This is a genomic window from Mesorhizobium sp. M0011, assembly GCF_040324155.1.
Classification (GTDB): Bacteria; Pseudomonadota; Alphaproteobacteria; order Rhizobiales; family Rhizobiaceae; genus Mesorhizobium.
The window spans coordinates 26,732-39,524 of sequence record NZ_JAMYVQ010000022.1; the positions used below are offsets into that span (position 1 = coordinate 26,732).

A 12,793-nucleotide genomic window follows, 5' to 3' on the forward strand; every position below is an offset into this window, starting at 1 on the left:
CATCTAGGGCGCGGATTCGCCCGATTTAGGGTTTTAGGGCGACTTTACGAAGATTTAATATCCGCACGGCGGCAGCGTCGCAAAGTCGTCGGGCCCCGCCTTGCTGCCTCGCTGGAGCCTCAGCCACCGGCGGTTCGCTCGAGATAGGCCGTGGCAATCTCGCGCATGCGCTTGCCGTCGAAGCTCGGTCCGTGTCCTCCGTGACCGATGCGGATCGGCAAGTCGAGCAGGCGCTGCATCGTGCTGACATAGGCGGCTCGGTCGGAATCCGGCAGGTCGTCGATCAGCATGGCGTCGTAGATGGCATCGCCGCTGAAGAACAGGCCGTCGACCTCGTCGAACAGCGCGATCGAGTCGGGCGAATGGCCAGGCAGATGCAGCACACGGAATTGCCGGTCCCCGAGATCGACGATGTCGCCCTCGTCCAGGGTCCGCGTCAACGGCGCACGCGGGATCTTGTAGTCGGCCGCCTTCCAGCCCGGCGCCGGCGGTTTCGAAACGGCGCCCTCGAGATCGCGGAACATGTAAGCGTAGGTCGCCGCCTCATCCATGCTCTCGAACTGTTCCGCGCTGTACCTTGGCCCTGCTCGCCATGGGAATTCGTGCAGCGAGCCGACATGATCGAGATGGATGTGGGTGGCGACGACCAGCAGCGGCTTGCCCTGCGGCGTCTGGATCTGCGGCGCCAGCGGACGGATGCCCATGCCGGTGTCGACCAAAAGATCGGCGTCGCGGCCGCGCAGGTGCCAGATGTTGGCGCGCAGGTACTCATGCACGAACGGTTCGGTCAGCATCGTCATCTTGTCGTCGACGATGCTCCTGCTGAACCACTCCGGCATCAGCTGTGAGCCAGGCATCAGCTGTGACCCGGCATCAGACGAAGGGCTTCCCAACCTTGTACTTTTCCGGCACCAGCCGCTTGAGATAGGCCATGCCGGCATCGGACAGCTGATTGACATCGGGCTTCATGAAATTATCCGGCATGTGGCGGGTCTTGCCGGCGACGTTCTTCAGCGGCACCTTCTTCAGCACCGTTCTGGTGCCGTCATATTGCAGCGCCACCGAGCCGCCGCCCTGTTCAGCGACAGTGACGGCGAAAGCGCCGGCATCGAAGGCCTCCTGCGCGTCGACCGCGCTGATGGCGCCGATATAGCCGCGCGGCATGTAGCCGAGCGCATCGACGCGGGCGCGCTTGCCGGGCAGGCCTTCGGCCAGTGCGCGCTCAAGTGCGGCCGGCAGATCGCTGCCCGACAGCTTGACGTTGCCATGCGCATCTCGCTCGAGCTTGTCCGGCGGCACCAGGCTTTCGACCAGCGCCTTGCCGTCGGCGGTGCTGACGCCTTCCGAGACAGCGACGATACAGCGTTTGTGGCGGTCGAGCGTGGCGCGCACGTCGTCGATGAAGCCGGCGGCCGAGAACGGGCGTTCGGGCACATAGACCAGGTGCGGGCCGCCGTCGGGGTCGAGCTGCCATGCTGCTGCGGCGGCGGTCAGGAAGCCGGCATGCCGGCCCATGACGATGCCGACATAGATACCGGGCAGCGCTCGGAAATCGAGATCGACGGACAGGAAGGCGCCGGCGACGAACTCGGCCGCCGAAATGAATCCCGGCGTGTGGTCGTTTTCCTCGAGATCATTGTCGATGGTTTTTGGCGCATGGACGAAGGCGATCTTGCCGCCGGCGGCATCGGTCAGGATCTGCTGCGTACCCGACGTGTCGTTGCCGCCGATATAGACGAAGGCGTCGGCGCCGGCCTTCTTCAGGCCGTCGAGGATGACATCGCAATAGGCGGCGTCGGGCTTGTCGCGGGTCGAGCCGAGGGCGGCGCTCGGCGTGCCGGCAATCAGCCGCAGCCGGTCCTCGGGGATGGCGGAAAGGTCGACATAATTGCCGTCACGGATGCCGCGCACACCATGGATGGAGCCCAGCACCTTGGCACCGGGATGCCGCTTGCGGATCTCCAGCGTCGCTCCGACAACCGTCTGGTTGATGACAGCGGTTGGGCCGCCGCCCTGCGCGATGACAAACGTTCCAGCCATGCTTGATTTCTCCCGGCGCGATGGTTTTCAAGGCACCTTGGCCTGTCTTGCCGCATCGCGCAACGGGAGTTTCGAGCGGCGCCAACACGCCGCATAAGCGTCAGACGACGACGACCGGATTTTTCTTGGAGACGCGGCTGTAGAGGTCGATGATGTCCTGGTTGATCAGGCGCACGCAGCCCGACGACATCGCCTGGCCGATGCTCCACCATTCGGGCGAGCCGTGGATGCGATAGCCGGTGTCCTTGCCGTCCTGGTAGATGTAGAGGGCACGCGCGCCGAGCGGATTGGTGAGGCCGCCGGGCTGTCCGGCCTGCCATTTCACCAGTTCAGGCTTGCGGGCAATCATCTCCGGCGGCGGCGTCCAGGTCGGCCATTCCCTGCCGTACTGGATGTTGGCGCGGCCGGACCAGCGGAAACCATCCTTGCCGATGCCGACGCCGTAGCGAATAGCGTCGCCACCCGGCTGGACGAGATAGAGCATGCGCTCCTTGAGATGGACGACGATGGTGCCGGGGGCCTCGCCTGTCGTGTCGACGACGATCTGGCGGCGGAATTCCGGCTTGACCTTCAGATATGGCACTTCCGGCACGTTGAAGCCGCCGTCGGTCAGCCCGGCATACATGACGCCGGGGCTGGTGATGTTCTTGTCGACGCTGATGCTTGGCCGGATCGGCCGCACGGAACCCGTGGTGACGTCGTCGAGCTCGAGCGCCGGCAACACCCCGCCCGAGGTCGAACAACCGGCGGCGCTCAGCAGCGCGAGCGCCCCTGCCCCGGACAGGATGGCACGGCGGGAAAGATGATGATCGGTTTCGATTGCGTCGCCATTTCGCGGCGGCGTCAGACCTTCCGGCAACTCACGCATATACCCAGACCCTACGCTGTCGGCGGGAAGCACGGTCCGGCCGGATAGCGGGCATTTTCATCATTCATGGTTGATAAAGCGTGAAGACCTTGCACAGCCTGCATTTGCGCATGGCCTTGACGATGTTCGACCTTCTTGCCTGAGCTTGAACGAAGGCTGCTGCACAAAAAGACCTCGGCCGGGTCATATTCCCGGCGCCGGCGTTTCCTACTCCTCGAACCATCAGCGAGGGCCCTCCATGTGCAAGACCTTAAAAACCGACATCAAGCTTTTTGCCGCTGCCATTGTCGCGGCGGCAACCGTTCTCGGTGCCAATGTCAGCCTGGCCGATATCGTGAGCACGCTGAGCGGCGCGAACTGACACCGATCCGCCGCTGGCGCAGTCAGGTCAATCGCCTCTTTACATTCTCCCGGGCCTAAGGATTTATCCTCTTCTTTAAGCTCAAAGGAGACGAGCATGTCCTTCGAAAACTGGGCCGCCTTCGGCGCTGCATCGACGATCCTTCTCATCATTCCGGGACCGACCATCCTTCTCGTCGTGTCCTACGCGCTGGGCCAGGGCTGGCGTACCGCCTTGCCGATGGCCGTCGGCGTGGCGCTGGGCGACTTCACTGCGATGACCTTGTCGATGCTGGGCATCGGCGCGCTGCTGGCGGCTTCGGCGACCGTCTTCACCATCCTGAAGCTGATCGGCGCCGGCTATCTGATCTATCTCGGCGTGAAACTGTTTCGCGCCGGCGGCGCGCTGAAGGCCGAACCGCGCACCGACGCGGTCTCCTCGGCCAAGATGATGGCGCATGCCTGGCTGGTCACCGCGCTCAACCCGAAAAGCATCACCTTCTTCGTCGCCTTCCTGCCGCAGTTCCTCGACCGGCACGCCGATTTCTGGACGCAGATGCTGATCTTCGAGACGACCTTCCTGGCGCTCGCCTTCGCCAACGCTTTCGGCTATGCGCTGATCGCCTCACGCGCACGCAACGTGGTGCGCAATCCCAAGGCGATCCGCATCTTCAACCGCACCGGCGGCACGCTGCTGGTCGGCGCCGGCATCGCCACCGTGGCGATGCGTTCCAGCAATTAGGCTCTCTGTCTGACCATGACCCCGAAACTGTTTTTCGGGGTCGTGACCGGCCTTACCATTTGACGCTGAACCCCAGATTGCCTTCGAGGATCCGACGCTCGTCGCCGCCGAGATTGGTGGTGTAGTCGCCGGTGGCGAAGATGTTGACCTTGTCCGTCACCTTGGCGATCACACCGCCACCGAATTCGAACGAGGTCGATCTGCCCTCGGTGGAGATATCGGTGGTGTCGAAATTGACCTGGCTCGTGCCGCCGAAATCGTGCCAGATGTTGGCCTTGAGGTACGGCTGCAGCGCCATGCCATTGATCGTTGTTTCGCCTTGCAGCCGTGCGCCGAGCCGGCCGGTCACGCTGCCGTCCGTATCAAAGGAAACCGAAGCAAAGCGGTCCAACGCATCGTCGAGCGACAGTTGCTGCCAGACCAGTTGCGCCTGCGGTTCAAGCGTCCAGCCTTGCCCCAGCGCGATGGGATAGCCGCCTTCCAGCGAAGCGGTGATGCCGGTCCCGCCGACATCGATGCCGATGTCGCGCGACGATGTTGGGTTTCCACCGAAGAAGGTAGCCATGAGGACGCCGTCCAGGTACCAGCCACCCTGGCCGATCCGGGTCCAGTAGCCGCCGACGCTGGTGCCGTTGATATCCATGCTGCCGACGGACAGATCGTTCCAGCCCAGCGCCTGGCCGCGCACGTCGCCATTCATGCTGGCATAGGCGACGACCAGGCCGGCGCGATCGGTCTGGCCCGACGCGGTTTCGCGGCCGAACAGATCGAAGCCCGCCTGAAGGCCGAACAGGGTGCCGTCGAAGGACGGCGATACCGTTCCTGAATATGCCATCTTGCTGTCCTGACCGAAGATGCGGCCCCAGACCGGCGACAACTCGGTGTTCGACAACAGGCTCTGCTCGCCGCGCCGTTCGTGGAAGGTGCCGAGCGTCGTCATCGCCAGATGTTCGGCGACCGGCGGCAAGGCCGAATAGACCGGAACCTCGATGCGATAGAGCAGGATCTCCTCGCCCGCCGCTGGTGTCGGTAGGTCGGGCACCTCCGTTGGCACCACCGGCGGCGGCGGGGGCGGATCTGCCACTGGTGCCGGCGGTGGTGCCGGTGGTGTCGCGGGCGGCGGATCGGTCGGCACGACCGGCGGCGCCGGATCAACCGGATCGGGGTCGCCGGGGGTGGACTCCGGCGGCGGCGGCGGCGCAGGGTCGATGGGCGGCGGCGGCGGCGGTTCGGCCGCCGGCGGCTCAGGTTCCGGCGGCGGAGCAGGTTCCAGCACCGGCGGGGCTGCGGCCGGCGGGGCCGGCGTGTTCAGCGTCGAGCGCAGGTACCAGTTCTCCTCGCTGCCGGCGCTGACGCCGCCCTTGAACAGGTAATATTCGAAGGCACCGGCGGCGACCGGGGCGTCGAGCGCAAATGTCGTGGCGCCCGAGGTGGCCCCGTTGATTGCCTGGACGACCATGATGCCGTCCTGCGTGGTCGCAGCCCCCGCGCCGCCGAGATTGACCACGGAGATGCCGGTCGAACCGGAAGCCGTTCCGCTCGACAGGACCAACTTGTCGGATGCGGAGGAATCGTCACCGAGCTCGGTCTGGATAAGCAGCAGGCCACCCAGGCCGACATAATTGCCCGAAATCGTCAGGCTGTCGGTGGCGCCGGTGCCGCCATTGGTCAGGTCGATGCGTCCGGCATTGGTGACCTGCGCCAACTGGCCTGCCGTAAAGGCCTGGATCGCTGCGTTGAAACCACCGCCATAGAGCGTGCTTGCGGCATCGACACTGAGCGAACCCGTGCCGGTGCCGGTGTCGCCGAGCACCAGATTGCCGTCGAGCGTCAGCTCGGTGTCATTGGTGGCGTCGATGCTCTCCCAGTTCTGAAGCCGGCTGACCCCATCCAGTTTGACGTTGTCCAGGGTCAGCGCATCGGTGCCGGCACCACCTGATATGGCGTCCGTGGCACCGAGATTGGCGTTGGTGAGGTTGCTGAGCTTGGCGGTGTCGTTATCGCCGCCGAGATCGACGGAACCATAGATGATGCCGCCACCGTTCCAGACGAAACTGTCGGCGCCAAAGCTCATCAGTATATCGCCACCGACCGTACCGCCGGTGACCGTGACGCTGTCGTTGCCGCCGCTGACGCTGATGTTGCCGCCGATGGTGCCGCCCGACAGGATGATCGTGTCCTTGTCGAAGCCGGTGACGAGGTTGCGGTCGATGGTGCCGCCGGACATGTTGAAGTAATTCTGATCGAGCTTCATGTTGACGCGGCCGATACGGCCACCGGTCATCACGGCACGGTCGCCGTCGTCGAAGAAATCGACGATGCGCCCGCCGGTCATGGTGAAGGTGTCCAGGCCGTCGCCCTGGTTGAGCGAACCGATCTGGCCGCCGCTCATGTTGAAGTCGTCGATGCCGGCGCCCTGCTGGACATTGCCGGCGACGGTACCCGCGCCGATGGTGAAAAAATCGGTGCCGCCGCCCTGATCGACGGTGCCGGTGATGGCGCCTGACTGCATATCGATGCGGTCCGTGCCGACACCAAAGGTGACATTGCCTGATATCTGCCCGGTGCCCCCGGCGGGAAAATTGAGCGTGTTGTCGCCATCGGGATCGGCGAGGCTGCCGCCTGAATCGCCGCTGTCGCAGGTGTAAACGGTGTTTCCGGCGGATGGACCCAGCACGCATGCGGCAAACGCGGCGGAGTTGGGCAGCAACGCAAAAGCCGTAGTTGAGAGGATGCTAATAAGCCACGGGTGTAGCGGATGCGGCTTTCGCCGTAGCGAAGCAACTGCCACCTGCACATCCTCAGAATGACTGTTCGGAAGTGAGTTCTTCATATGCCGCATCGCGTCCCCTCTCGATTCGCGATTTCCAGCCCCCGCCAGTCGCCGTAATGAAGACACAATTCATTCGATTTTACAAAGCCTAATCTGCCCCGCATGGTTGCTAAACTGCAAAGACTACTCAAATGACCTGGCGTAGCGCGCGGTTGGCGTTGCCGTGGCCCATGCTTTAGGATCGGTTTGGGCCGAAGGATCGAGGCCTGTCACGGGTCGATAAAAGGACATCGCATGGCAACCAGGGACGCATTCGGCCTGGCACTTTCGGGCGCCACGGAGGCGGGATTCACCCCCTACAGCCAGGCAGTGCATGAACTGCAGTGCTTCATCGGCGATCCCGTAGCCTCCGTCGACCGCGCCATCGCGGAAGATCCCGGCTTCGTCATGGCGCGCATGTCTTTCAAGGGTTATCTGTTCGGCCTCGCCACCGAGCGGGAGGCGACGGCCGTGGCCAAGGCCTGCCATGAGGCCGCACTGCCGCTTGCCGCGACCACGCGCGAGCGGGCGCATGTCTCGGCCCTCGGGCATCTCGCCAGCGGACGATGGCATCAAGCCAGCCGCATTCTCGAGGACATCACCATCGAGACCCCCCGCGACGGGCTGGCGCTGCAGGTCGGCCACCAGATCGATTTCTTCACCGGCAATGCACGCATGCTGCGCGACCGCATCGCACGGGCCCTGCCGTCATGGCAAAGCTGCATGCCCGGCTACCACGCCATGCTCGGCATGCAGGCCTTCGGGCTGGAGGAAATGGGTGATTATGTCAGGGCCGAGCAGCTTGGCCGCGCGGCAGTCGACATGGAGCCGCGGGACGGCTGGGCACAGCACGCCGTCGCCCACGTCATGGAAATGCAGAGCCGGCAAAGAGATGGCATCGCCTGGATGCAGGCCGACCCGGAAGCGTGGACAAGGGAGAGCTTCCTGCAGGTCCACAATTGGTGGCACCTGGCGCTGTTCCACTATGATCTCGGCGAGACCGACGCGGTGCTGGCCCTCTATGACGGCCCTATCTACAGCGTGCAATCGACGATGGCGCTCAACATGGTCGATGCCTCGGCAGTCTTGTGGCGGCTCGCCCTCGGCGGCGTCAATGTCGGCGACCGCTGGGCGGCGCTCGCCGCCAATTGGCACAAGGCCGGCGCCGGCAATTATGCCTTCAACGATGCCCACGCGATGATGGCCTTTGTCGGTGCAGGGTTCGATGCGCCGGCCCTCGCTTTGCTCGAGGCGCAGCGCGAGGCCATGCGTGGCAGCGACGACAATGCGGCTTTCACGCGGGATGTCGGCCATCCGCTGACGCTCGCCATCAAGGCATTCGGCGAGGGCAGCTACACCGAGGCCGTGCGCCTGATCCGGCCGATCCGCTCGATCGCTCATCGTTTCGGCGGCAGCCACGCCCAACGCGATGTTATCGACCTGACGCTGATCGAGGCAGCGTTGCGCGCCGGTGAGGGTGCGCTGGCCAGGGCGCTCACGGCGGAGCGTTCGATGGCGCGGCCCGACAGTCCGCTGTCAGCGCTGTTTGTGCGACGCGCCGCCGATTTGTCGGAGAATTGACCCGAAGCGGATCTTGTTTTAAAAATTGGCCAAGCCAGATTTTTTCGAGACCCGAAAAAATTAACTGGCGTGGGAGGAAGACATGTATCTGGGCCTCGATCTCGGGACGTCGGGCGTCAAGGCGCTGCTGATCGATGCCGGGCAAACCGTCATCGGTTCCGGCCACGGTTCGCTTGATGTTTCACGACCGCATCCCGGCTGGTCGGAACAGAATCCCGAGCACTGGGTCCGGGCCTGCGAAGACGCAATCGCCGAGCTCAAATCGTCCCATCCGCATGAACTCGCGGCAGTCAAGGGCATTGGCCTGTCCGGGCAGATGCATGGCGCCACGCTGCTCGACGCCGCCGACAAGGTGCTGCGTCCCTGCATCCTGTGGAACGACACGCGCAGCCATGCCGAGGCGGCCGTGCTCGACGCCGATCCGCGCTTCCGCGCCCTGACCGGCAACATCGTCTTTCCCGGTTTCACCGCGCCGAAACTTGCCTGGGTGAAGAACAACGAACCCGCTGTCTTCGCCAAGGTCGCAAAAGTGCTGCTGCCCAAGGATTTCCTGCGGCTCTGGCTGAGCGGCGAACACATTTCGGAAATGTCGGATTCTGCCGGCACGTCCTGGCTCGATGTCGGCAAGCGGCGCTGGAGTGCGGACCTGCTCGCGGCGACATCGCTCGACCAGAGGCAGATGCCGTCGCTGGTTGAGGGTACGCACAAGGCAGGCGCACTGCGCAGCGAATTGGCATCGAAATGGGGCGTCCAGGCCGGCATTCCGATCGCCGGCGGCGCCGGCGACAATGCGGCCTCGGCATGCGGCATGGGCACGGTCGGCGCCGGCCACGCTTTCGTCTCGCTCGGCACATCGGGCGTGCTGTTTGCCGCCAACGCTTCCTACCTGCCCAACCCGGCTAGCGCGGTCCACACCTTCTGCCACGCCCTGCCGAACACCTGGCATCAGATGGGGGTCATCCTGTCGGCGACGGATTCGCTCAACTGGCTGTCCGAAATCACCGGGAAGAGTGCCGGCGAATTGACCGCAGAGCTCGGCGACACATTGAAGGCGCCCAGCGGCATGTCCTTCCTGCCTTATCTCTCGGGTGAGCGCACACCCTACAATGATGCCGCCATTCGCGGCGCGTTCACCGGGCTGGCGCATGAATCGAGCCGTGCCGTGCTGACCCAGGCCGTGCTGGAGGGTGTGGCCTTTGCCTTCCGCGACAGCCTCGAAGCCCTGGCCACGGCCGGCACGACCTTGACGCGGGTGACGGCGATCGGCGGCGGCTCGCGCTCGCACTACTGGTTGAAGGCGATTGCCACCGCGCTTCAACTGCCTGTCGACATTCCCGCCGACGGCGATTTCGGCGCCGCCTTTGGTGCCGCACGGCTCGGTCTGATTGCTGCGACGGGTGCCGATCCGCTGGCTGTGTGCACGGCGCCCAGGACGGATGCTACCGTTGAACCGGACGCTGCGCTCGCTGGGGCGTATGCGGATGCATATCAGCGCTACCGGTCGCTGTACCCGGCAATTAAGAGCGTGACCGCGTGAGTGAGCGCGAGGCACCCCCCTCTGCCCTGCCGGGCATCTCCCCCGCAGGGGGGGAGATTAGCAGCGTTGGCGGGTATGCCAGTCCTGCAAGGTGGGTGATTGGCGAAGGCGCGGATGCCAACCAATCTCCCCCCTTGCGGGGGAGAAGGCCGGTAGGCCAGAGGGGGGCGCTTCACGCCCGCCTCCCCCAGAAGTCCTCACTGCGCCGGCACCTTGTCGAGAAAGCCGGTGACGCTCTTCAGGCGGCCGTTCTCGATGATTCCGATGTCGGTACCTTCGATCACCGAAGGCGTCCCCTCAGGTCCGAGATTCCACGAGAAGCGGATCTTGTCGGCAAAACCGTCCGGCGTGCCCTTCAGCGAGAACCGGAAGCCGGCAAAGCGCTGCTGCACGCCGTCGATCAGAGCCGCGACGCCTTCATGGCCGTCGCCCTGCATGAGCGGATCACGATAGCTGACGTCTTCCGTGAAGGTCGCCTTGAGCAATTCGGCCCGGCGGCCGGCATCGCTTTCGTTCCAGGCGGTGATGTAGTTTTCAGCGATCTTGGTGAGGTCGGTCATGGTCTGTCTCCTTCATTTGACGGTTTTGACATGACCCTTTTCGACCAGCGCTGGCCTGAAACCAATTACGCCTGAGGTAATGGCGGCAGAACTTTGTGAGAGGACAGAAATCATGAGCAGCGGATTTTTCGGCGACATCAAGAAAATCAAATATGAAGGGCCGGATTCGACCAATCCGCTGGCCTATAGGTTCTACAATCCCGACGAGGTCGTCGCCGGCAAACGGCTGGAAGACCATCTGCGCTTCGCCGTCGCCTACTGGCACTCCTTTGCCTGGCCGGGCGGCGATCCGTTCGGCGGCCAGACCTTCGACCGGCCGTGGTTTCCCAAGGCAGGCGGCACCGACACGATGGAGCTGGCAAAACTGAAAGCAGACGTCGCCTTCGAGATGTTCTCGCTGCTCGGCGCGCCCTATTTCTGCTTCCATGACGCCGATGTGCGGCCGGAGGGCAAGGATTTTTCCGAAAGTGCCGCGCGCCTCGACGAGATCGCCGATTACTTCGCGGGGAAGATGAAGCAGACCGGCGTCAAGCTGCTTTGGGGCACCGCCAATCTGTTCTCCAATCGCCGCTTCATGTCGGGTGCGGCCACCAATCCCGATCCGGATGTCTTTGCCTACGCGGCGGCGACGGTAAAAAGCTGCATCGACGTCACCAAGCGGCTGAAGGGCGAAAACTACGTGCTGTGGGGCGGGCGCGAAGGCTATGAGACGCTGCTCAACACCGACCTCGCGCGCGAGCAGGAACAGGCCGGCCGGTTCCTCAGCATGGTCGTCGACTACAAGCACAAGATCGGTTTCAAGGGCACGATCCTGATCGAGCCGAAGCCGCAGGAGCCGACCAAGCATCAGTACGATTACGATGTCGCCACGGTCTACGGCTTCCTCAAGCGCTTCGGGCTGGAGAAGGAGGTCAAGGTCAATATCGAGCAGGGCCACGCCATCCTGGCCGGCCATTCCTTCGAGCACGAACTGGCTCTGGCCAACGCGCTCGGCATTTTCGGTTCGATCGATATGAACCGCAACGACTACCAGTCGGGCTGGGACACCGACCAGTTCCCCAACAACGTGCCGGAAATGGCGCTGGCCTACTACCACGTCTTGCAGGCCGGCGGGTTCAAGACCGGCGGCACCAATTTCGACGCCAAGCTGCGCCGCCAATCGCTCGATCCGCAGGACCTGCTGATCGGCCATATCGGCGGCATGGATTCTTGCGCACGCGGCCTGAAAGCCGCGGCCCGCATGGTCGAGGACAAGGCGCTGTCAGCGCCGCTGGCCGAACGTTATGCCGGCTGGAACACGGCCGAGGGCAAGGCGATGCTCGCCGGCAAGCGTACGCTTGAGGATATCGCCGAGCGTGTCGTCAAGAAGAAGATCGAGCCGCAGCCGAGGTCCGGCCGCCAGGAACTGCTGGAAAATATCGTCAACCGCTACGTGTAAGGCGAGCGCCGCTCCATCTCTGGGCCGACATCCGGCACCACTGGCTGAAAGCCGCCGCCATCGCCATCTGCTAGTCAGCCCACTTCGCGAGAGGCTGCCGAGGATCGCACACATCTTCGGCAGCCTGCGTGAGACCAGGACGCCACGCCCGCCGCCGAAAGAAGGCCCGCGCGGCAGCCTTTATTTTTATGCATGTCGCCATCCCAAAATCGCTGTGCGCTTTTGGGCGACATGCATTGGCGGGAGACGGAAAATGGCAGGGGATCGAATCATCGTGCGCCCGGCGCAGGCGAGCGATATTCCGGCGTTGAAGCAGGTGCTGCAGGAAACGTTCGAAGGCACATGGCTGCCGAACATCACCGAAGCAGCGGCGCGGCGCTATGTCGAGACGGATATTGGCGGGCGCTATGTCGACCAGAACTGGCCTGAATTCGCCGTTGCCGAGATCGATGGCGAGGTCGCCGGCCTGATCCATTGGCGCGCGGGTTTCATCGAGGCCCTGCACGTGATGGCGTCCCGTCAAGGCCAAGGTGTCGGCCGCAAGCTGCTTTCCCATGCCGAACAGGCGATCGGCGCCGCCGGATTGGCGCAGGCGCGGCTGGAAACCGACACGTTCAACCTGCCCGCACAAGCACTCTACAAGGCGGTCGGCTATGTCGAGAAAAATCGCTATCCCGATGACGAATGGGACAGTGGCTTCACCACGGTGCTGTTCGAAAAGCGACTGTAGATTTCTCCTTGACCTGACCTGCCAAGGCGCAGGAACAGCTTTGCGCATGGCCCGGTCCCGCGACACGGTTTTGCCCTTCGACGCCCTTCAATGACCTCGCTCTTGCCTTCAAACTGCCGTCACGAATCTCGTATAAGAGTGGCTCG

General features: G+C 63.9%; 11 protein-coding genes. 6 read left to right on the forward strand and 5 right to left on the reverse strand.

What is annotated here, in order from left to right:
- Positions 1-119 precede the first annotated feature (119 nt).
- The 3 genes from NKK51_RS22345 to NKK51_RS22355 all read right to left on the reverse strand — a co-directional run bounded on the left by NKK51_RS22345 (position 120) and on the right by NKK51_RS22355 (position 2,908).
- Entirely contained in the window at positions 120-839 is a 720-nt protein-coding gene (locus NKK51_RS22345) for an MBL fold metallo-hydrolase (protein ID WP_352554663.1), read from the reverse strand.
- A gap of 34 nt (positions 840-873) precedes the next feature.
- On the reverse strand, positions 874-2,040 hold the full coding sequence (locus tag NKK51_RS22350; protein ID WP_352554611.1) for a diphosphate--fructose-6-phosphate 1-phosphotransferase: 1,167 nt from the start codon (positions 2,038-2,040) through the stop codon (positions 874-876).
- A 100-nt stretch (positions 2,041-2,140) separates the two neighbouring features.
- Positions 2,141-2,908 (reverse strand): L,D-transpeptidase, encoded by a 768-nt coding sequence (locus tag NKK51_RS22355; RefSeq protein ID WP_352554612.1) that lies wholly within the window; start codon positions 2,906-2,908, stop codon positions 2,141-2,143.
- 238 nt (positions 2,909-3,146) lie between these two features.
- On the opposite strand from NKK51_RS22355, the gene NKK51_RS22360 reads away from it, so the two are divergent.
- Positions 3,147-3,269, forward strand: a complete 123-nt coding sequence (locus NKK51_RS22360; protein WP_013528283.1) for a hypothetical protein — start codon at positions 3,147-3,149, stop codon at positions 3,267-3,269.
- A gap of 96 nt (positions 3,270-3,365) precedes the next feature.
- Positions 3,366-3,989, forward strand: coding sequence for a LysE family translocator (locus NKK51_RS22365; protein WP_352554613.1), 624 nt, complete (start codon positions 3,366-3,368; stop codon positions 3,987-3,989).
- Between the two features lie 52 nt (positions 3,990-4,041).
- On the opposite strand, the gene NKK51_RS22370 is transcribed toward NKK51_RS22365, so the two are convergent.
- On the reverse strand, positions 4,042-6,831 hold the full coding sequence (locus NKK51_RS22370) for an autotransporter family protein (RefSeq protein WP_352554614.1): 2,790 nt from the start codon (positions 6,829-6,831) through the stop codon (positions 4,042-4,044).
- A 225-nt stretch (positions 6,832-7,056) separates the two neighbouring features.
- Here NKK51_RS22370 and NKK51_RS22375 point away from each other — a divergent pair, with 225 nt between their 5' ends.
- Both NKK51_RS22375 and xylB read left to right on the forward strand, forming a co-directional pair.
- Positions 7,057-8,382: a tetratricopeptide repeat protein gene (locus NKK51_RS22375; RefSeq protein WP_352554615.1), complete on the forward strand. Its 1,326-nt coding sequence runs from the start codon at positions 7,057-7,059 to the stop codon at positions 8,380-8,382.
- A gap of 82 nt (positions 8,383-8,464) precedes the next feature.
- Positions 8,465-9,919: a xylulokinase gene (xylB, locus tag NKK51_RS22380; protein ID WP_352554616.1), complete on the forward strand. Its 1,455-nt coding sequence runs from the start codon at positions 8,465-8,467 to the stop codon at positions 9,917-9,919.
- Between the two features lie 197 nt (positions 9,920-10,116).
- Here xylB and NKK51_RS22385 read toward each other — a convergent pair whose 3' ends face one another.
- Entirely contained in the window at positions 10,117-10,479 is a 363-nt protein-coding gene (locus NKK51_RS22385) for a nuclear transport factor 2 family protein (RefSeq protein ID WP_063169801.1), read from the reverse strand.
- A 112-nt stretch (positions 10,480-10,591) separates the two neighbouring features.
- On the opposite strand from NKK51_RS22385, the gene xylA reads away from it, so the two are divergent.
- Together xylA and NKK51_RS22395 are read left to right on the forward strand one after the other, a co-directional pair.
- Positions 10,592-11,917 (forward strand): xylose isomerase, encoded by a 1,326-nt coding sequence (gene xylA, locus NKK51_RS22390; protein ID WP_352554617.1) that lies wholly within the window; start codon positions 10,592-10,594, stop codon positions 11,915-11,917.
- A gap of 253 nt (positions 11,918-12,170) precedes the next feature.
- The gene (locus NKK51_RS22395; protein ID WP_352554618.1) at positions 12,171-12,647 is read left to right on the forward strand and encodes a GNAT family N-acetyltransferase; all 477 of its coding nucleotides are present in this window, start codon (positions 12,171-12,173) and stop codon (positions 12,645-12,647) included.
- Positions 12,648-12,793 lie beyond the last annotated feature (146 nt).

Excerpts from the sequence above, each read along its gene's own strand:
- NKK51_RS22345 (WP_352554663.1), bottom strand. The coding sequence starts at position 839 with ATGCCGGAGTGGTTCAGCAGGAGCATCGTCGACGACAAGATGACGATG.
- NKK51_RS22350 (WP_352554611.1), bottom strand. The coding sequence starts at position 2,040 with ATGGCTGGAACGTTTGTCATCGCGCAGGGCGGCGGCCCAACCGCTGTC.
- NKK51_RS22355 (WP_352554612.1), bottom strand. The coding sequence starts at position 2,908 with ATGCGTGAGTTGCCGGAAGGTCTGACGCCGCCGCGAAATGGCGACGCA.
- NKK51_RS22360 (WP_013528283.1), top strand. The coding sequence starts at position 3,147 with ATGTGCAAGACCTTAAAAACCGACATCAAGCTTTTTGCCGCTGCCATT.
- NKK51_RS22365 (WP_352554613.1), top strand. The coding sequence starts at position 3,366 with ATGTCCTTCGAAAACTGGGCCGCCTTCGGCGCTGCATCGACGATCCTT.
- NKK51_RS22370 (WP_352554614.1), bottom strand. The coding sequence starts at position 6,831 with ATGCGGCATATGAAGAACTCACTTCCGAACAGTCATTCTGAGGATGTG.
- NKK51_RS22375 (WP_352554615.1), top strand. The coding sequence starts at position 7,057 with ATGGCAACCAGGGACGCATTCGGCCTGGCACTTTCGGGCGCCACGGAG.
- xylB (WP_352554616.1), top strand. The coding sequence starts at position 8,465 with ATGTATCTGGGCCTCGATCTCGGGACGTCGGGCGTCAAGGCGCTGCTG.
- NKK51_RS22385 (WP_063169801.1), bottom strand. The coding sequence starts at position 10,479 with ATGACCGACCTCACCAAGATCGCTGAAAACTACATCACCGCCTGGAAC.
- xylA (WP_352554617.1), top strand. The coding sequence starts at position 10,592 with ATGAGCAGCGGATTTTTCGGCGACATCAAGAAAATCAAATATGAAGGG.
- NKK51_RS22395 (WP_352554618.1), top strand. The coding sequence starts at position 12,171 with ATGGCAGGGGATCGAATCATCGTGCGCCCGGCGCAGGCGAGCGATATT.